The sequence below is a fragment of the Variovorax sp. GW822-FHT04A09 genome (assembly GCF_058801005.1).
Genome location: NZ_JBXAMV010000004.1, coordinates 412,906 through 430,296, shown reverse-complemented (window position 1 = coordinate 430,296; position 17,391 = coordinate 412,906). Strand labels below are relative to the sequence as shown.

Below are 17,391 nucleotides of genomic sequence, written 5' to 3'. Positions count from 1 at the left end.
CGCGCAGAGGCGGGGCGAATCAGCCGGCCTCGTCGGCGCGCAGGATCGCCAGCCCGGCCGCGCGCAGCGGCGCCAGCGCCTGCTCGGGGGCCTGCGGCGCCACCAGCAGCTGCGTCGCGTCCGCCAGCGGGTTCACCACCCAGGCCGACGCGGCCCCGAGCTTTTCGGACGAAGCCAGCACGACGGTCTCCGCGGCTGCGGCCATCAGCGCGCGCTTGATCTCGGCCTCTTCCGCGTCGCCCGTGGTCAGGCCCGCCTCGGCGTGCACGCCGGTGGCGCCCATGAAATACGTGTCGGCATGGATGCGCGAAATGGCCGCCATGGCCGCCGCGCCGACCGCCACCATCGAATGCCGGAAGAGGCGCCCGCCGATCAGCACCACCTCGATGCCGGCGTGCGCCGCCAGCTCGACCGCCACCGACGGGCTGTGCGTGACCACCGTGGCCTGCAGCGCGAGCGGCAGGTGGCGCGCCAGCTGCACGGCCGTGGTGCCGCCATCGATGAACACGACCTGCCCCGGCTTCACGAGGCGCGCGGCGGCGCGGCCGATGGCCACTTTTTCGTCGGGCGCGAGCTGCTGGCGGCCGCTGAAGTCGGCCTCGGCCGCCGCGACCGGCAGCGCGCCACCGTGCACGCGCTGCAGCAGCCCTTCGGCCGCGAGCTCGCGCAGGTCGCGGCGGATGGTGTCTTCGGACAGGGCCAGTTCCTCGCTGAGCGCCTTGGCGACGACCTGGCCGTCGCGCCGCAGGACCGAGAGGATGTGTTGCTTGCGCGGTCGGGTGAGCATGGGCCGATGGTAACGGGTTTGCACGTTATTGCACGAATCTTCTTGATATTGCACGAACTCGGTTCTATGCTCGCCGCCATGACCATTCACGACCGCGTCCGGGTGCACGAAGTCACCCTCCTGTCCGACAACTGGTACACGCTGCGCACCACCGCCTTCGACTGGCGGCGCAACGACGGCGAGTGGCAGCGCATGCACCGCGAGACCTACGACCGCGGCAACGGCGCCACGCTGCTGCCGTATCACCTGGGCCAGCGCACGGTGCTGCTCACGCGGCAGTTCCGCTACCCGGCTTTCGTCAACGGCCACGACGACCTGTTGATCGAAGCCGCCGCGGGCCTGCTGGACAACGCCGCGCCCGAGGAGCGCATCCGCGCCGAGGTGGAAGAAGAGTTGGGCTACCGGCTCGGCACCGTGCAGAAGGTGTTCGAGAGCTTCATGAGCCCGGGCTCGGTGACCGAGAAGCTGCACTTCTTCGTCGCGCCCTACGAGGCCTCGATGCGCGTCGGCGCGGGCGGCGGGCTGGCGGAAGAGGGCGAGGACATCGAGGTGCTCGAGCTGGGCATCGACGAAGCGCTGGCCATGGTGGCCGACGGCCGCATCGCCGACGCCAAGACGGTCATGCTGCTGTACCACGCGAAGCTGCACGTTTTCCCGCCGGGATAATCCGCGGATGCCTCTTGCCTTCCGCCCTGCGCCCCTCGCACTGACCCTCGCCCTGCTGGCTCCGGCCGGCGCCTTCGCCCAGCAAGCCCTTCCGCCTCAAGTCGATGCCGCCCTCGCGCGCGCCAAGGTGTCGCGCGAGGCCGTGACCCTGCTCGTGGCCGATGCCGACGCGGGCCGCGCGCCGCGCCTGGCCTGGCGCTCGCAGGTGCCGGTGAACCCGGCCTCGATCATGAAGCTGGTGACCACCTACGCGGCGCTCGACCTGCTCGGTCCGGCCTACAGCTGGAACACGCCGGTCTACGTCGAGGGCACGGTGGCCAACGGCGTGCTCAACGGCAACCTCTACATCAAGGGCCAGGGCGATCCCAAGCTGGTGCTGGAGCGCGTGTGGCTGCTGCTGCGCCACGTGCAAGGCCTGGGCATCACCACCGTGAGCGGCGACATCGTGATCGACCGCAGCGCCTTCGAGACCACGGTCGAGAACGACCCGGCCGCCTTCGACGGCGAGCCGCTGCGCCCCTACAACGCCTCGCCCGACGCGCTGCTGGTGAACTTCAAGTCGGTCAACATGACCTTCGCGCCCGACCGCGCCGGCCAGTACGCGCGCGTGAGCTACGAGCCCCCGCTGGCCAGCGTGGCGATGCCGCCCACGGTGCCGCTGGCGCCCGGCGAATGCGGCGACTGGCGCGGTGCGCTCAAGCCCGACTTCAGCGACGTGAACCGCATCCGCTTCAACGGCGGCTTTCCCACGGGCTGCGGCGAGAAGAGCTGGGCCGTGGCCTACGCCGACCCGCGCACCTACAGCCTGCGCGCCATCGGCGGCATGTGGGCCGAGATGGGCGGGCGCGTGGGCGGCCAGATGCGCGAGGGCCGCGTGCCCGCGGGCCTGAAGCCGGCCTTCGACTTCGAGTCGCCGCCGCTGGCCGAGGTGGTGCGCGACATCAACAAGTACAGCAACAACGTGATGGCGCAGCAGGTGTTCCTCACGCTGGGCCTCACGCAGAAGCAGCGCGGCACCTTCGAGGCCTCGCGCAGCGCGCTGGGCCAGTGGTGGCGCGAGCGCATCGGCACGGGCGAGGCCTCGCCGGTGTTCGAGAACGGCTCGGGCCTGTCGCGCGACGAGCGCATCAGCGCCGCCGCGCTCGGCAAGATGCTGCAGGTGGCATGGCGCTCGCCCGTGATGCCCGAGCTGGTGGCCTCGCTGCCCGCGATGGGCGTGGACGGCACGCTGAAGCGGCGCACGCTGCGCTCGGGCGGCGCGGCGCACCTGAAGACCGGCACGCTGCGCGACGCCTCGGGCGTGGCCGGCTACGTGCACGGCGCGAGCGGCCGGCGCTACGTGCTGGTGGCCATCGCCAACGGCGAGAACGCCGGCGCCGCGCGCGCCGCCTTCGACGCGCTGATCGACTGGACCGCGCAGGACCAGTGACTCGGACGGGGCCCGAACCGCCCCGCTACTGAATAGGTTCTGCTCGCAAACGCTGCTTGCGCGCGGCCATGGCGCTGCCCAGAATCGGACGCTCGTTCGTTTTCGATACAACTCCAGGAGACGCGCCTTGACCTTGCAGCACCCACGGCATTCACAGCCCTCGTCCTTCCCGGCCCGCCGGGTCACCGCCGCGGCGACGCTCGCCGGCGCCACGTTGCTGCTCGCCGCCTGCGGCGGAGGCGGCGGTGGGGGCGGCATCGGCATCGGCTTTCCGCCGCCGGGCGGCGGCAGCGACACCGGGCGCGGCTCGGTCGTCACCAGCCCGCCCGAGCAGGGCACCAAGCTCACGGCCGACCAGTTCAGGGCCAGCCTGCAGGCCTCCGACCAGGGCAAGGCGCTGCTGCAGGTCACCGGCGCGCCCAAGTGCGGCGTCGACATGCGCTACCTCGAGTACCGCACCGTCGGCGGCAAGAACGAAGCCACCAACGCCACCGCCGCGATCATGGTGCCCTCGGGTTCCGACGTCGCCTGCAGCGGCGCGCGCCCCGTGGTGCTGTACGCGCACGGCACCACGCCGGCGCGCAACTACAACCTCGCCAAGTGGACCGACACCACCCAGCCGGCCGCCGGCGAAGGGCTGATGGTGGCGGCCATGTTCGCGGCGCAGGGCTACATCGTGGTGGCGCCCAACTACGCGGGCTACGACAAGTCGACGCTGCCCTACCACCCGTACCTCAACGGCGAGCAGCAGGGCAAGGACATGGTCGATGCGCTCACCGCGGCGCGCAAGACCTTCTCGGACATCGGCGCGAACGACGCCGGCTCGCTGTTCATCACCGGCTATTCGCAGGGCGGCTACGTGGCGATGGCCGCGCATCGCGAGATGCAGGCCACCGGCAAGACCGTGACGGCCTCGGCCCCGCTGGCCGCGCCCTCGGCCATCAGCCTCCTGACCGACTACACCTACCTGGGCTGGCCGGCGCTGGGCGCCACGCTGTTCGTGCCGCTGCTGTCGACCAGCTGGCAGCAGCAGTTCGGCAACGTCTACAACAGCACCAGCGACGTCTACGAGGCGCAGTACGCCACCGGCATCGACACGCTGCTGCCCACCCTCACGCCGGGCACGCTGTTCTCCAGCGGCAAGCTGCCGCAGCTGGCGCTGTTCCCGGCCGACGGCAAGCCGGGCCCGGTGAGCCCCGAGCTGGCGATCTTCTACGGCGCCAACAACCTCATCAAGCAGAGCTTCCTCACGCAGGCGGCCACCGACATCCAGTCGGCCCCCTGCCCCGGCAACGCGCTGCCGGCCACGGCCGCGTCGCTCGGCTCGGCCTCGCCGCTGGACTGCAAGCCCGCCACGGGCTTCCGCAAGGCGGCCATCGCCAACGACCTGCGCAACTGGGTGCCGACCAAGCCGATGCTGCTGTGCAGCGGCGCGAACGACCCGACCGTGAACTTCCTGAGCACCCGCGCCACGGCCGGCTACTTCCGCGCCAAGGGCATGCCGGCCGCCGCGCTCGCGGTGGTCGACCTGGAAGACCGCGGCACCACCGACAGCTACTCGGCCGCACGCGCCGGCTTCGCGCAGGCGAAGGACCTGCTGGCACAGAGCACGCCGGGCAGCGCCGCCGACAAGGCGCGCGCCGTGACCGCGGCCTACCACGGCACGCTGGCGCCACCGTTCTGCCTGGCGGCAGCGCGCGGGTTCTTCCAGGGAGTGCTGGCGGCCGGGGGCTGAGCCCCGCGGCCTAAAAGGCGTTGATCAGGCCGCTGCAGCGCGCTGCAAGCGGTCTTTCACGCCTTCCCACTCGGGCGTGTCGGGCGGCGTCTCGACCCAGATCAGCTTCATGCCCTGCGCGTCGAACTCGCGCAGCACCGCGAACAGCTGCTGCGCGGTGGCCGCCGCGTCGTCGGGCATGCGCCGCAGCAGCACGCGCTGCGAGCGGCTGCGCACCGCGCTGCGCGTCCACACGGCAATGTGCGCGGCGTTGGCGCCGAGCACATCGAGGCCGGTCTGGATGGCCTTGGGGTCCATCAGCCGCACCTTGGCGTCGGGCGCGTAGTGCGCCTCCAGCGTGCCCGAGGCGCGCGGGTCGGGCGTGTCGAGCACCTCGCGGTCGCGCAGCGGCTCGCCGACGGCGGCCTCGATCTGGTCGCGCGTGATGAGGCCCGGGCGCAGCAGCACGGGCGCGCCGCGGCTGCAGTCGACGATGGTCGATTCGATGCCCACTTCGCAGGCGCCGCCGTCGACGACGAGCAGCGCGTCGCCGAACTCGTCGTGCACGTGCTGCGCCGTGGTCGGGCTGACGCGGCCGAAGCGGTTGGCGCTGGGCCCCGCGAGGCCGGGCACGCCCTGCTCGGCGCAGGCTTCGAGCAGCGCCTGCGCCACCGGGTGCGCGGGGCAGCGCAGGCCGATGGTGTCCTGCCCGCCAGCGGCCGCCGTGCCCACGCCGGGCTGGCGCGTGACGATCAGCGTGAGCGGGCCGGGCCAGAAGGCCTGCACGAGCTTCTGCGCGAAAGGCGGCAACGGCTGGGCAAAACGCGACAGCGCCTGCGCGCCCTTGGCGCCCGCCGCCACGTGGACGATCAACGGATGGTCGGCCGGCCGGCCCTTGGCCGCGAAGATGCCGGCGACGGCGGTGTCGCTGCTGGCGTCGGCGCCCAGGCCGTAGACGGTCTCGGTCGGGAAGGCGACCAGCCCGCCCGCGCGCAGCACGCGCGCGGCCTCGGCGATGGCGTCGGGAGCGTGGCCGTCGAGGATCATGCGAGCGCCGGCAGGCCCAGCAGCAGCGCGGCCTGCGAGGCATTGGCGCGCACGCTCTCGAGCGTGGCGCCGGTGAGGGTCAGGTGGCCCATCTTGCGGCCGCGGCGCGGTGCCAGCTTGCCGTACAGGTGCAGGTGGGTGCCGGGCAGGGCGAGCACCTCGCTCCAGCGCGGCGCGACCGGCTTGGCGCCGTCGCCCTCGCCGCCCGGGAACCACAGGTCGCCCAGCAGGTTGAGCATGACGGCGGGGCTGTGCTGGCGCGGCGCGGTCAGCGGCAGGCCGGTGAGGGTGCGCACCTGCAGCTCGAACTGCGACACGTCGCAGGCTTCCATCGTGTAGTGGCCGCTGTTGTGCGGGCGCGGCGCCATTTCGTTGACCACCAGCGAGCCGTCAGCCAGCGCGAAGAACTCGACGCACAGCACGCCCACGTAATCGAGGCCGCTGGCGATGCTCTTGGCGGAATTGACCGCGCCCTGCGCCACGGTCTTGGGCATGTTCTGCGGATGCACCTCGGTCACGGCGAGGATGCCGTCGCGGTGCAGGTTGCGCTGTGGCGGGAAGTGCACGATCTGGCCGTCGCGGCCGCGCGCCAGGATCACCGAGCACTCGAACTCCAGCGGCAGCATCTTTTCGAGCACGCAGGGCACGCAGCCGGCGGCCTGCCAGGCCTCGACCAGCTCGGCGCGCGTCTTCACGCGCTGCTGGCCCTTGCCGTCGTAGCCCAGGCGGGCGGTCTTGAGGATGCCGGGCAGCAGTTGGTCATCGACCGCGGCCAGTTGCTCCGCGGTCTCGATGACGGCGTAGGGCGCGCAGGGCACGCCGCAGCGCGTGAAGTGCGCCTTCTCCGCGATGCGGTCCTGCGCGATGGCGATGGCCGAGGCGGCGGGCGACACCGGCCGCGCCACCGCCAGGTGCTCCAGCGAGGGCGCGGGCACGTTCTCGAACTCGGTGGTCACCGCGTCGGCCAGGCCGGCGAGGCGGGCCAGGCCGTCGACGTCGGCGTAGTCGGTGTGGATGTGGTGGTGGCTCACGCGGCCGGCGGGGCTGTCGGCGTCGGGGTCGAGCACCGCGGTGAAGTAACCCATTCGCTGGGCCGCGTGCGCGAACATGCGCCCGAGCTGGCCGCCGCCGAGCACGCCGAGCGTGGCGCCCGGGAGGATGGGCAAATCGCCGGCATGGCCCGAATGGCCGGTGCTCACAGCGCACCCCCGCCTTGCGGCGAGAAGGGCGACACCGGCGCGCCCGCTTCGGGCGGTGGCAGCACCATGGCCTCCGCGGCGGCGGTCTGGGCCGTGCGGAAGGCGTCGAGTTGGGCGCGCAGTGCCGGGTTGTTCACCGCCAGCATGGCCACGGCGAACAGCGCCGCGTTGGCCGCGCCGGCGGTGCCGATGGCAAAGGTGGCCACGGGCACGCCCTTGGGCATCTGCACGATGCTGTAGAGGGAATCGACGCCCTGCAGGTGGCGGCTGGCCACCGGCACGCCGAGCACCGGCACCGTGGTTTTCGACGCCAGCATGCCCGGCAGGTGGGCCGCGCCGCCCGCCCCCGCGATGATCGCGGTGAGCCCGCGCCCGGCGGCGCTTTCGGCGTACGCGAACAGCGCATCGGGCATCCGGTGGGCCGAGACCACCTTCGCTTCGTGGCTGATCCCGAATTGCTGGAGAATCTCGACCGCGTGGCGCATCGTCTCCCAATCGGAGTTCGAGCCCATCACTACACCGACCTGAATGGTTTCGTTCATGGTTTCAATTTTACGTTTCACCCCCAGCTGTTCCCGATGATCGACATCACTCTCGAAAATTTCCAGGCCGAGCTGATCGAAGGCTCGGTCGCCACGCCGGTGCTGCTGGACATCTGGGCCGAATGGTGCGGCCCCTGCAAACAGCTCGGCCCGGTGCTCGAAAAGCTCGAAACCGAGTACGCCGGCCGCTTCACGCTGGCCAAGCTGGACGCCGACAAGGTGCCGCAGATTTCCTCGCAGCTGTCCGAGATGTTCGGCGTGCGCAGCATCCCGTTCTGCGTGATGTTCAAGGACGGCCAGCCGGTGGACGGCTTCGTGGGCGCCATTCCGGCCGAGAAGATCCGCGAATTCCTCGACAAGCACGTGCCGGGCGCAGAGGAAGCCGAAGCGGCTTCGGAAGGCGCCGCCGCGCAGGAAGCGCTGGCCGAGGGCGACACCCTGGGCGCGCTCGAGAAGCTGCAGCACGCGGTGGCCACCGACCCGGCCAACGACGACGCGCGCTTCGACTACATCAAGCTGCTGCTGCAGGAAGGCCGCACCGACGACGCCAAGGTCGCCTTTGCCCCGGTGATCGCCAAGACCACGCTGGTGCGCCGCTTCGATTCGCTGCAGCGCTGGATGGATGCCATCGATTTCGCAGCGCCCGTCACCGGCTCCGCGCCGACGCTGGGCGACTTCGACGACAAGATCGCGGCCAACAAGCGCGACTTCGACGCCCGCTTCAACCGCGCCCGCCTGCTGATGGCCGCCCAGCGCTGGACCGACGCGATGGACGAGCTGCTCGACATCCTCATGCGCGACAAGAGCTGGAGCGAAGACCTCGCGCGCAAGACCTACATCGCGATCCTCGACGTGATCGAGCCGCCGAAGGTGAAGGTCGCCGACGGGCAGATTCCGCCGGACGATCCGGTGGTGGCCACGTACCGCCGCCGCCTCAGCAGCGTGGTGTTGAGCTGAACGGCTGAACGACGCATTGCGCCTTTCAGTGCGCAATTGAACAAGAAAGCGACCTTTGGGTCGCTTTTTTATTGCCGCCACCGCCCCATATAGATAGCATTGCTACTCAATTCCCGATAAAAGCACATTGCAATGCTCCAACTGACCGAAGAACTCGAAAAAGCCCGCAAGGCCGGCGGCCTGAGCCAGGAGGCGCTGGCCACGCGCGCCGGGCTGTCGCGCATGACGGTGCAGCGCATCGAAAGCGGGCAGATCGATCCGCGCCTGTCGACGCTGCTCGAAATGGCGCGGGTGCTGGGGCTCGAGCTGATGCCCGTGCCCGCCAGCCTGCGCCCGCAACTCGAAGACTTCGTGCGCTCGGGCGGGCGCCTGCTCGGCCAGCCGGCGGGCGTGGGCGCGCCGCCGTCCATCGCCCAGAGCCTGGCCGACGAGAACCGGTGAGGCGGTGAGCACGCGCGCCGCCTTCAACACGGGCATCCGCTACCTGCGGATGCACCTGCACCTGCCCGGAGGCGGGCGGCGCGCCATCGGGTACCTCTCGCAGTACGGCGACATCCTGCGCGTGTCCTTCGACGAGGCCTACATCGCCGACCCGGGCCGCCCCACGCTGTCGCTGGCCTACCGCGGCGCCGACGAGGCCGCCACGCGCGCCATCCTGGCCTCGGCGCGCGACGCCCGCGTCTCGCGCAGCGACGGCCGCTGGCCCAGCTACTTCCAGAACCTGCTGCCCGAGGGCCACAACCGCGAGCGCCTGGCGCAGCAGCGTGGCTGCGCGGCCGACGACGAGTTTGAGCTGCTGGCCGCCGCCGGCCACGACCTCATGGGCGCGCTCGAGGTCGAGCCCGTGCCCACGTCCGAGGGCATTCCCGACACCGTGCGCCACTGGCACACGGCGCTGGGGCTCGACGTGCTCGAGCCCGGCTTCGTCGAGATGCCGGTGGAAGACGCCGCCGCCATCCCCGGCGTGGTGACCAAGTTCTCGGCGGTGCAGGACGGGCGGCGCTACGTGGTCAAGCGCCACGGCGCGGCGGGCTCGTTCATCCTCAAGCTGCCGAGCACGCGCCACCCCGACCTGGTCGCCAACGAATACACCGGCTACCGCCTGTGCGGCGCGCTCGGCCTCGACTGCGCGCAGGCCCACGTGATCGACCGTGCCGACGCCGACCTGCCCGAGCAGGTGCCCTTCGCGCAGATCCTGGCGGTGCGCCGCTTCGACCGCACGCCCGAGGGCGGGCGCATCCACATGGAAGAGTTCGCGCAGGTGCTGCAGTACGAGCCGCGCCAGAAGTACGGCCGTGGCCTGGCCACCGACTGGCCCGCCATGCTGCGCGTGCTCGACCGCCTGTCGCCGAACCCGGTGGCCGACGTGCGCGAGTGCGTGCGCCGCCTGGTCGCTTTCATCCTGCTGGGCAACAGCGACGCGCACCTGAAGAACTGGGCGCTGCGCTACCCCGACGGCGTGGAGCCGGTGCTCGCGCCGCTGTACGACCCGGTCTGCGTGGCCGCCTTCTTCGAGGACGTGCCGGCGCGCGACTACGGCGTCAACCGCGCCATCGACGCCACGCTGCGCGCCTTCGACGGGCCGGCGCTGGAGGCGCTGCTGCGCGCGGCCGGGCTGCTGCGGCCGGCGCGCCTGATGGCCATCGCGCGCGACACGGTGCGCCAGGCCCAGGCCGAGTGGCCCGCGCTGCTGGCGCAGGACGGCACGCCGGCCAGCGTGCGCCGCTGCGTCGAGGCGCGCCTCGCGGGCGGCGTGGCCCTCGCCAGCCTCGCGGCCTGAAGAAGCCCGGATGCGCCATCGGGCCTGTCTTCGCACCGGCCACGGCGTCGCATACGATGGCGCCGGTTTTAACTTGTTGCAGATTGAAAAGGAAAATTGGCCATGCGTTCCTTCGCCCGCCGTACCGCGCTCCCCGCCATTGCCTCGGCCGCGCTGCTGCTGACCGCCCTGACCGGTTGCGGCAGCGGCATCAGCCTCGACGAGCCGATCGAAGGGCCGGTGTGGCGCCTGGTGCAGCTGGGCGACGAGCCCATCGCGCCGGGCGGCGATGCGCAGCTGCAGTTCGATCGCAACAGCGGACGGGTCAGTGGTTCAGGCGGCTGCAACCGCGTCACGGGATCGTTCACGCGCGCGGGCGTGTCGCTCAAGCTCGGCCAGATGGCCGCGACGCGCATGGCCTGCGCCGACCCGGTGCGCGGCGCCAACGAGGCGCAGTTCCTGTCGGCGCTGCAGAACACGGCCAGCTACCGGCTGGCGCCGGGGCGGCTCGCGCTGCTCGATGGCAGCGGCCGCACGGTCGCGCTGCTCAGCAGCGGCAACCGCTAGGGAAAAAACAGATCAGCCGTGGGTGAGGCGGTCCAGCGCCTCGCGGTACTTGGCGGCCGTCTTCTCGATGACTTCGGCCGGCAGGCGCGGCGCCGGGGGCGTCTTGTCCCAGGGCTTGCCGTTGATCTTGGTGGCCTCGAGCCAGTCGCGCACGAACTGCTTGTCGTAGCTCGGCGGGTTGGTGCCGGCGGCCAGCGCGGCCTCGTAGCCCTCGACCGGCCAGTAGCGCGAGCTGTCGGGCGTGAGCACCTCGTCCATCAGCACCAGCGTGTCGTTCTCGTCCAGGCCGAACTCGAACTTGGTGTCGGCAATGATCATCCCCTTGGCGAGCGCGATCTGGGCCGCCGCTTCGTAGATGGCGATGCTGACCTCGCGGATCTGCTGGGCCAGCTTGGGGCCGACGACCTCGACCACACGCTCGTAGCTGATGTTCTCGTCGTGCTCGCCGGCCGCGGCCTTGGCGGCGGGCGTGAAGATCGGGCGCGGCAGCTTGCTGGCGTTGGTCAGGCCCTCGGGCAGCGGCACGCCGCAGACCGCGCGGTTGTCCTGGTATTCCTTCCAGCCGCTGCCGGCCAGGTAGCCGCGCACCACGGCCTCGACCGGGATCGGACGCAGGCGCTTGACCAGCATCGAGCGGCCCGTGACCTGCGCCACCTCGTCGGGTTGCACCACGCTCTCGGGCGCCTCGCCCGTCAGGTGGTTGGGGCACAGCGCGCCCAGGCGGTCGAACCACCACAGCGCCATCTTGGTGAGGATCTCGCCCTTGCCCGGGATGGGCTCGCCCATGATCACGTCGAAGGCGCTGAGCCGGTCGCTCGCGACCATCAGGATGCGGTCTTCGCCGACGGCGTAGTTGTCGCGCACCTTGCCGCGCGCAAGCAGGGGCAGGCTCTGGATGGAAGAGGTGTGAACGGTGGTCATGGACGGATGCTCGGCTGGGAAACGGTGACGGGAAAAGCGGATTGTGCGCGCAGAAAAAAGCCACCGCGAGCGGTGGCCTGCGGCGCGCAGTCTGTCTTCGTTAGATGACTTGCTGCGCCAGGTCGCCCTTGGCGTACTTGGCGGCAACGACCTGCAGCGTGTCGCCCTTGATCTTGGCGCCCTGACCTTCGCAGCCGAACTCGATGTAGCGCTGCTTGCAGATCTGCTTGGCGGCTTCGCGCGCGGGCTTGAGCCACTCGCGGGCGTCGAACTTCTCGGGGTTCTCGGCCAGGAACTTGCGCACGGCGCCGGTCATCGCCAGGCGGATGTCGGTGTCGATGTTGATCTTGCGCACGCCGTACTTGATGGCTTCCTGGATTTCCTCGACGGGCACGCCGTAGGTTTCCTTCATGTTGCCGCCGTATTTGCGGATGATTTCCAGCAGGTCTTGCGGCACCGACGACGAGCCGTGCATCACCAGGTGGGTGTTGGGCAGGCGGGCGTGGATTTCCTTCACGCGCTGGATCGACAGGATGTCGCCCGTGGGCTTGCGCGTGAACTTGTAGGCGCCGTGGCTGGTGCCGATGGCGATGGCCAGCGCGTCCAGCTGCGTGGCCTTCACGAACTGGGCGGCTTCCTCGGGGTCGGTGAGCAGCGAAGCGTGGTCGAGCACGCCTTCGGCGCCGATGCCGTCTTCTTCACCGGCCATGCCGGTTTCGAGCGAGCCCAGGCAGCCCAGCTCGCCTTCGACCGTGACGCCGACCTTGTGGGCCAGTTCGACCACCTTGCGGGTCACGTCGACGTTGTAGTCGAACGAGGCGGGCGTCTTGCCGTCTTCGTGCAGCGAGCCGTCCATCATCACGGACGAGAAGCCCAGGTCGATCGCGCCCTGGCAGATGGCCGGGCTCTGGCCGTGGTCCTGGTGCATCACCAGCGGGATGTTCGGGTACTGCTCGATGGCGGCCTGGATCAGGTGCTTGATGAAGGCTTCACCCGCGTATTTGCGGGCGCCGGCGCTGGCCTGCAGGATGACGGGCGCGCCGGTTTCCTTGGCGGCCTCCATGACGGCCTGGACCTGTTCGAGGTTGTTGACGTTGAAGGCCGGAATGCCGTAGCCGTTGGCGGCGGCGTGGTCCAGCAGTTCGCGCATCGAGACGAGTGCCATGGGAAATACCTCGTGGGAATAGAAAAAGACGGGAAAAAGAGAAGGCGGAAAGTCGGGAGAAAACTACCCCGATTCTACCGAGCCCCCTTGTGGGACAGGGCCGACGCCACCCCGGGCGCCACGGGTACTGGCGCGCAGCTCTTTTTCAACTTTTTCAGATCGGCAACTGCGTGGTCGACAGCACCTGCTTGAGCACCACGAAGGTCCGGATCTGCCGCACGCCCGGCAGGTACAGCAGCTGCTCGGCATGCAGGCGGTTGAAGCTGTCGTTGTCGCGGGTGCGCACGAGCATGAAGTAGTCGAATTCGCCCGTGACGACGTGGCATTCGAGGCAGCCCGACACCTTCTGCGCCGCCTTCTCGAAATCGGCAAACGAGTCGGGCGTGGAGCGGTCGAGCACCACGCCGATCATCACGAGCATGCCGACCTCGAGCGCGTCGGGGTCCAGCAGGGCGACCACGCCCTTGATGAAGCCCGCGGCCCGCAGCCGCTCGACCCGCCGCAGGCAGGCCGGCGCACTGAGGTTCACCTTGGCGGCCAGCGCCACGTTCGACACCGAGGCGTCGCGCTGCAGGGCGCGCAGGATGGCGCGGTCGGTGCGGTCGAGCTCCGTCGGGGCGCGCAACTTTGTTGTGCTCATGGCTTCCTTTCCGGATGAAAAGCCTTCTTAATGGCGATCCTGCCTTCTTTTGAGCGACGAAGCCAGCCAACTTCGCAAGCACATTGCAAAGCCTTCTTCCTACGATCGACAGCTTCAACCCCACCGCTTTGGAGCTGCGTCGATGAACCTGAAGAAATTCCCCCGCCACGCCCTGACCTTCGGCCCCACGCCGATCCAGCCGCTGAAGCGCCTGAGCGCCCACCTGGGGGGCAAGGTCGAGCTCTACGCCAAGCGCGAGGACTGCAACAGCGGCCTGGCCTTCGGCGGCAACAAGACGCGCAAGCTGGAGTACCTGATTCCCGAGGCGCTCGAAGGCGGCTACGACACGCTGGTGTCGATCGGCGGCATCCAGTCGAACCAGACGCGCCAGGTCGCGGCCGTGGCCGCGCACCTGGGCCTGAAGTGCGTGCTGGTGCAGGAGAACTGGGTCAACTACTCCGACGCGGTGTACGACCGGGTCGGCAACATCGAGATGTCGCGCATCCTCGGCGCCGACGTGCGGCTGGACGCGGCGGGCTTCGATATCGGCATCCGCCAGAGCTGGGAACAGGCGATGGCCGACGTGCGCGCGGCCGGCGGCAAGCCCTTCCCGATCCCCGCGGGCTGCTCGGAGCACCCGCGCGGCGGCCTGGGCTTCGTGGGCTTTGCCGAGGAAGTGCGCCAGCAGGAGGCCGAGCTCGGATTCAAGTTCGACTACATCGTGGTCTGCTCGGTCACGGGCAGCACGCAGGCCGGCATGGTGGTGGGCTTCGCGGCCGACGGCCGCGCCGACCGCGTGATCGGCATCGACGCCTCGGCCAAGCCCCAGCAGACCTACGAGCAGATCCTTCGCATCGCCAAAAACACGGCCGAGCTGGTCGAGCTGGGCCGCGACATCACCGAGAAGGACGTGGTGCTCGACCGCCGCTTCGGCGGGCCCGAGTACGGGCTGCCGAACGAGGGCACGCTGGAGGCGATCCGTTTGAGCGCGCGCTTCGAGGGCATGCTGACCGACCCGGTGTACGAGGGCAAGTCGATGCACGGGATGATCGAGAAGGTGCGGCTGGGCGAATTCCCGGCGGGCTCGAAGGTGCTGTATGCGCACCTGGGCGGCGTGCCAGCGCTGAACGCCTACAGCTTCCTGTTCCGCAACGGCTGAACCAGACGGCGCCATGAAAAAGGCCGGCATGTGCCGGCCTTTGCTTTGCTGCGAACGATCTCAGCTCGCGCGGCAAATCTTCAGCATGTTGGTGCCGCCGGGCGCGCCCATCGGCTCGCCGCAGGTGATGGCGTACACGTCGCCGCTTTGCACGATGCCGCGCTTCTTCAGGTGGCTCTCGGCTTGGCGCAGCGCGGTGTCGCGGTCGCTTTCCGAATCCATGAGCAGCGGGCGCACGTTGCGGTACAGCGCCAGCTTGCGCTGCGTGGCCAGGCGCGAGGTCAGGGCGTACATGGGAATGTGCGCGCGGTGACGGCTCATCCACAGGATGGTGGAGCCCGATTCGGTCAGCGCCACGATGGCCTTGGCGCCCAGGTGGTGCGCCGTGAACAGCGCGCCCATGGCGATCGACTGGTCGATGCGGCTGTAGGTCTTGCCGCTGAAGTCGGCGTCGAGCGTCTTGTCTTCGGCCGCTTCGGCGGCTTCGCAGATGCGGCTCATTTCCTGCACCGTCTCGAGCGGGTAGCGGCCCGAGGCGGTTTCGGCCGAGAGCATCACGGCGTCGGTGCCGTCGAGCACGGCGTTGGCCACGTCGCTCACCTCGGCGCGGGTGGGCACGGGGTTGGTGATCATCGACTCCATCATCTGGGTCGCGGTGATGACCACCTTGTCCATGTCGCGCGCCATGCGGATCATCTTTTTCTGCAGCGCCGGCACGGCGGCGTTGCCCACTTCCACGGCCAGGTCGCCGCGGGCGACCATGATGCCGTCGCTGGCGCGCAGGATTTCTTCCAGCTTCGGAATGGCTTCGGCGCGCTCGATCTTGGCGATCATGCCGGGCTTGTGGCCGTACTCGGCGGCCGCCACGTTGCACAGCTGGCGCGCCATTTCCATGTCGGTGGCGTTCTTCGGGAAGCTCACGGCCACGTAGTCGGCCTGGAAGCTCATCGCGGTCTTGATGTCTTCCATGTCCTTGGCCGTCAACGCGGGCGCCGTGAGGCCGCCGCCCTGCTTGTTGATGCCCTTGTTGTTCGACAGCTCGCCGCCCAGCTTGACGGTGGTGTGCACCGCTTCGCCCTTGACGCCGTCGACCGTGAGCACGATCAGGCCGTCGTTCAGCAGCAGCTTGTCGCCGGGCTTCACGTCGCGCGGCAGGTCCTTGTAGTCGAGACCGACGGCGTCGACGTCGCCCAGCTCGGTGCGCGAGGCGTCGAGCACGAACTTGGCGCCCGGCTCCAGCCAGATCTTGCCCTGCGCGAACTTGCCGACGCGGATCTTCGGGCCCTGCAGGTCGGCCATGATGGCCACTTCGCGCCCGGCCTTGCGGGCGGCTTCGCGCACCATGGTGGCGCGGTCGATGTGGTCCTGCGCCGTACCGTGGCTGAAGTTCAGCCGCACCACGCTGACCTTGGCCAGGATCATCTGTTCCAGCAATTCCGGCGTGCTGGAGGCGGGGCCGAGGGTGGCGACGATCTTGGTGGCGTGGCGGGGGATGCGGTCCGAGCTCATGAAGGGGGTCTCCGTTTTGTATTCGCTACTGTATACACTTTGTGTGTCGAACGGAAGTCAGTCGCCACGGGGGATTTCCCTCCCGTGGCCGGACCGCCGCCGGAATCAGCCCGCCGCGCGCTTGGCCAGGATCTCGAAGGCCGGCAGGGTCTTGCCCTCCAGCACCTCGAGGAAGGCACCGCCGCCGGTCGAGATGTAACCGACCTGCTTTTCGATGCCGTACTTGGCGATGGCCGCCAGGGTGTCACCGCCGCCGGCGATCGAGAAGGCGCTGCTTTCGGCAATGGCTTGCGCGATGGCCTTCGTGCCGCCCGCGAAGGCGTCGAACTCGAACACGCCCACGGGGCCGTTCCAGACGATGGTGCCGGCTTCGCGCAGCTGCGCGGCCAGGATGGCGGCCGTCTTCGGGCCGATGTCCAGGATCAGGTCGTCCTCGGCCACGTCGGTGGCGGCCTTGACGGTGGCGGGCGCGTCGGCCGCGAAGGTCTTGGCCGTGACCACGTCCACCGGGATCGGCACATCGGCGCCGCGCGCGCGCATGGCGTCGATCACAGCCTTGGCCTGGTCGACCAGGTCGGGCTCGGCCAGCGACTTGCCGATCGACAGGCCCGCGGCCAGCATGAAGGTGTTGGCGATGCCACCACCGACGATCAGCTGGTCGACGTTGGCCGACAGGCTCTTGAGGATGGTGAGCTTGGTGCTGACCTTGGAGCCCGCCACGATGGCGACCAGCGGGCGCTTGGGCTGGGCCAGCGCCTTGGTGATGGCGTCGATCTCGGCCGCCAGCAGCGGGCCGGCCGCGGCCACCTTGGCGAACTGAGCAATGCCGTAGGTGGTGGCTTCGGCGCGGTGGGCGGTGCCGAAGGCGTCGTTCACGTAGATGTCGGTGAGCGCGGCCAGCTTGCGGGCCAGTGCTTCGTCGTTCTTCTTCTCGCCCTTGTTGACGCGGCAGTTCTCCAGCAGCACGACCTGGCCGGGCTTGACGTCGACGCCGTCGACCCAGTTGGCCACCAGCGGCACTTCACGGCCGAGCAGCTCGCCCAGGCGCTGGGCGACGGGCGCCAGCGAGTCTTCGGGCTTGAACTCGCCTTCGGTCGGGCGGCCCAGGTGCGAGGTGACCATCACGGCCGCGCCGGCGTCGAGCGCCAGCTGGATGCAGGGCACCGAGGCGCGGATGCGCGTGTCTTCGGTGATGCGGCCGGCATCGTCCTGCGGCACGTTGAGGTCGGCACGGATGAAGACGCGCTGGCCGGCGGCCTTGCCTTGCGCACAGAGGTCGGTGAATCGAATGACGTTCATGGGTCTGAGGATGGTGAAAGACGGGACTGCC

Annotated in this window: 17 protein-coding genes; 8 read left to right on the top strand and 9 right to left on the bottom strand. The window is 69.8% G+C overall.

From position 1 onward, the window contains the following. Positions 1 to 19 precede the first annotated feature (19 nt). Positions 20 to 787 (bottom strand): DeoR/GlpR family DNA-binding transcription regulator, encoded by a 768-nt coding sequence (locus AC1RLW_RS22130; RefSeq protein WP_493195078.1) that lies wholly within the window; start codon positions 785 to 787, stop codon positions 20 to 22. A 78-nt stretch (positions 788 to 865) separates the two neighbouring features. Here AC1RLW_RS22130 and AC1RLW_RS22125 point away from each other — a divergent pair, with 78 nt between their 5' ends. From AC1RLW_RS22125 to AC1RLW_RS22115, 3 genes are all read left to right on the top strand, one after another. Continuing rightward, positions 866 to 1,453 carry a GDP-mannose pyrophosphatase gene (locus tag AC1RLW_RS22125; protein WP_493195077.1) on the top strand — a complete coding sequence of 196 codons (588 nt, stop codon included), beginning with the start codon at positions 866 to 868 and terminating at the stop codon, positions 1,451 to 1,453. A 7-nt stretch (positions 1,454 to 1,460) separates the two neighbouring features. After that, the gene (dacB, locus tag AC1RLW_RS22120; protein ID WP_493195075.1) at positions 1,461 to 2,882 is read left to right on the top strand and encodes a D-alanyl-D-alanine carboxypeptidase/D-alanyl-D-alanine endopeptidase; all 1,422 of its coding nucleotides are present in this window, start codon (positions 1,461 to 1,463) and stop codon (positions 2,880 to 2,882) included. A gap of 133 nt (positions 2,883 to 3,015) precedes the next feature. Beyond that, positions 3,016 to 4,617 (top strand): alpha/beta hydrolase family protein, encoded by a 1,602-nt coding sequence (locus tag AC1RLW_RS22115; protein WP_493195333.1) that lies wholly within the window; start codon positions 3,016 to 3,018, stop codon positions 4,615 to 4,617. Between the two features lie 24 nt (positions 4,618 to 4,641). Here AC1RLW_RS22115 and AC1RLW_RS22110 read toward each other — a convergent pair whose 3' ends face one another. From AC1RLW_RS22110 to purE, 3 genes are read right to left on the bottom strand one after another with little or no spacing between them, the layout of a single operon-like run. After that, complete coding sequence (locus AC1RLW_RS22110; protein WP_493195073.1) at positions 4,642 to 5,643, bottom strand: L-threonylcarbamoyladenylate synthase; 1,002 nt, start codon at positions 5,641 to 5,643, stop codon at positions 4,642 to 4,644. After that, on the bottom strand, positions 5,640 to 6,842 hold the full coding sequence (locus AC1RLW_RS22105; protein ID WP_493195071.1) for a 5-(carboxyamino)imidazole ribonucleotide synthase: 1,203 nt from the start codon (positions 6,840 to 6,842) through the stop codon (positions 5,640 to 5,642). Before AC1RLW_RS22105 ends, AC1RLW_RS22110 begins: the two co-directional genes overlap by 4 nt. Next, positions 6,839 to 7,384 (bottom strand): 5-(carboxyamino)imidazole ribonucleotide mutase, encoded by a 546-nt coding sequence (purE, locus tag AC1RLW_RS22100; protein ID WP_493195069.1) that lies wholly within the window; start codon positions 7,382 to 7,384, stop codon positions 6,839 to 6,841. Before purE ends, AC1RLW_RS22105 begins: the two co-directional genes overlap by 4 nt. Before the next feature lie 36 nt (positions 7,385 to 7,420). Between purE and AC1RLW_RS22095 the strand changes: the two genes are divergently transcribed. The 4 genes from AC1RLW_RS22095 (at position 7,421) to AC1RLW_RS22080 (ending at position 10,667) form a co-directional block, all read left to right on the top strand. Further along, complete coding sequence (locus AC1RLW_RS22095) at positions 7,421 to 8,341, top strand: tetratricopeptide repeat protein (RefSeq protein ID WP_493195068.1); 921 nt, start codon at positions 7,421 to 7,423, stop codon at positions 8,339 to 8,341. 132 nt (positions 8,342 to 8,473) lie between these two features. Continuing rightward, positions 8,474 to 8,782: a helix-turn-helix domain-containing protein gene (locus tag AC1RLW_RS22090; RefSeq protein ID WP_062481916.1), complete on the top strand. Its 309-nt coding sequence runs from the start codon at positions 8,474 to 8,476 to the stop codon at positions 8,780 to 8,782. 49 nt (positions 8,783 to 8,831) lie between these two features. Next, positions 8,832 to 10,121, top strand: coding sequence for a type II toxin-antitoxin system HipA family toxin (locus AC1RLW_RS22085; protein ID WP_493195332.1), 1,290 nt, complete (start codon positions 8,832 to 8,834; stop codon positions 10,119 to 10,121). Between the two features lie 102 nt (positions 10,122 to 10,223). Next, a complete protein-coding gene (locus AC1RLW_RS22080) occupies positions 10,224 to 10,667 on the top strand; it encodes an META domain-containing protein (RefSeq protein ID WP_159274102.1) in 444 nt (147 codons plus the stop codon). 12 nt (positions 10,668 to 10,679) lie between these two features. Here the strand turns inward: AC1RLW_RS22080 and AC1RLW_RS22075 are convergent, their stop codons facing one another. The 3 genes from AC1RLW_RS22075 to AC1RLW_RS22065 all read right to left on the bottom strand — a co-directional run bounded on the left by AC1RLW_RS22075 (position 10,680) and on the right by AC1RLW_RS22065 (position 13,393). Next, on the bottom strand, positions 10,680 to 11,588 hold the full coding sequence (locus AC1RLW_RS22075) for a phosphoribosylaminoimidazolesuccinocarboxamide synthase (protein ID WP_062478299.1): 909 nt from the start codon (positions 11,586 to 11,588) through the stop codon (positions 10,680 to 10,682). 100 nt (positions 11,589 to 11,688) lie between these two features. Then, positions 11,689 to 12,753, bottom strand: coding sequence for a class II fructose-bisphosphate aldolase (gene fba, locus AC1RLW_RS22070; protein WP_062478296.1), 1,065 nt, complete (start codon positions 12,751 to 12,753; stop codon positions 11,689 to 11,691). A gap of 154 nt (positions 12,754 to 12,907) precedes the next feature. Beyond that, complete coding sequence (locus AC1RLW_RS22065) at positions 12,908 to 13,393, bottom strand: Lrp/AsnC family transcriptional regulator (protein WP_070063218.1); 486 nt, start codon at positions 13,391 to 13,393, stop codon at positions 12,908 to 12,910. Between the two features lie 142 nt (positions 13,394 to 13,535). On the opposite strand from AC1RLW_RS22065, the gene AC1RLW_RS22060 reads away from it, so the two are divergent. Beyond that, positions 13,536 to 14,552, top strand: coding sequence for a 1-aminocyclopropane-1-carboxylate deaminase (locus AC1RLW_RS22060; RefSeq protein WP_070063219.1), 1,017 nt, complete (start codon positions 13,536 to 13,538; stop codon positions 14,550 to 14,552). A 60-nt stretch (positions 14,553 to 14,612) separates the two neighbouring features. Here the strand turns inward: AC1RLW_RS22060 and pyk are convergent, their stop codons facing one another. Together pyk and AC1RLW_RS22050 are read right to left on the bottom strand one after the other, a co-directional pair. Beyond that, positions 14,613 to 16,061 (bottom strand): pyruvate kinase, encoded by a 1,449-nt coding sequence (gene pyk / locus AC1RLW_RS22055; RefSeq protein WP_062478290.1) that lies wholly within the window; start codon positions 16,059 to 16,061, stop codon positions 14,613 to 14,615. 105 nt (positions 16,062 to 16,166) lie between these two features. Next, positions 16,167 to 17,360: a phosphoglycerate kinase gene (locus AC1RLW_RS22050; protein ID WP_487847606.1), complete on the bottom strand. Its 1,194-nt coding sequence runs from the start codon at positions 17,358 to 17,360 to the stop codon at positions 16,167 to 16,169. Positions 17,361 to 17,391 lie beyond the last annotated feature (31 nt).

Coding starts and splice junctions, on each gene's coding strand:
- AC1RLW_RS22130 (WP_493195078.1), bottom strand. CDS start 787: ATGCTCACCCGACCGCGCAAGCAACACATCCTCTCGGTCCTGCGGCGC.
- AC1RLW_RS22125 (WP_493195077.1), top strand. CDS start 866: ATGACCATTCACGACCGCGTCCGGGTGCACGAAGTCACCCTCCTGTCC.
- dacB (WP_493195075.1), top strand. CDS start 1,461: ATGCCTCTTGCCTTCCGCCCTGCGCCCCTCGCACTGACCCTCGCCCTG.
- AC1RLW_RS22110 (WP_493195073.1), bottom strand. CDS start 5,643: ATGATCCTCGACGGCCACGCTCCCGACGCCATCGCCGAGGCCGCGCGC.
- purE (WP_493195069.1), bottom strand. CDS start 7,384: ATGAACGAAACCATTCAGGTCGGTGTAGTGATGGGCTCGAACTCCGAT.
- AC1RLW_RS22095 (WP_493195068.1), top strand. CDS start 7,421: ATGATCGACATCACTCTCGAAAATTTCCAGGCCGAGCTGATCGAAGGC.
- AC1RLW_RS22090 (WP_062481916.1), top strand. CDS start 8,474: ATGCTCCAACTGACCGAAGAACTCGAAAAAGCCCGCAAGGCCGGCGGC.
- AC1RLW_RS22085 (WP_493195332.1), top strand. CDS start 8,832: ATGCACCTGCACCTGCCCGGAGGCGGGCGGCGCGCCATCGGGTACCTC.
- AC1RLW_RS22080 (WP_159274102.1), top strand. CDS start 10,224: ATGCGTTCCTTCGCCCGCCGTACCGCGCTCCCCGCCATTGCCTCGGCC.
- AC1RLW_RS22075 (WP_062478299.1), bottom strand. CDS start 11,588: ATGACCACCGTTCACACCTCTTCCATCCAGAGCCTGCCCCTGCTTGCG.
- fba (WP_062478296.1), bottom strand. CDS start 12,753: ATGGCACTCGTCTCGATGCGCGAACTGCTGGACCACGCCGCCGCCAAC.
- AC1RLW_RS22065 (WP_070063218.1), bottom strand. CDS start 13,393: ATGAGCACAACAAAGTTGCGCGCCCCGACGGAGCTCGACCGCACCGAC.
- AC1RLW_RS22060 (WP_070063219.1), top strand. CDS start 13,536: ATGAACCTGAAGAAATTCCCCCGCCACGCCCTGACCTTCGGCCCCACG.
- pyk (WP_062478290.1), bottom strand. CDS start 16,061: ATGAGCTCGGACCGCATCCCCCGCCACGCCACCAAGATCGTCGCCACC.
- AC1RLW_RS22050 (WP_487847606.1), bottom strand. CDS start 17,360: ATGAACGTCATTCGATTCACCGACCTCTGTGCGCAAGGCAAGGCCGCC.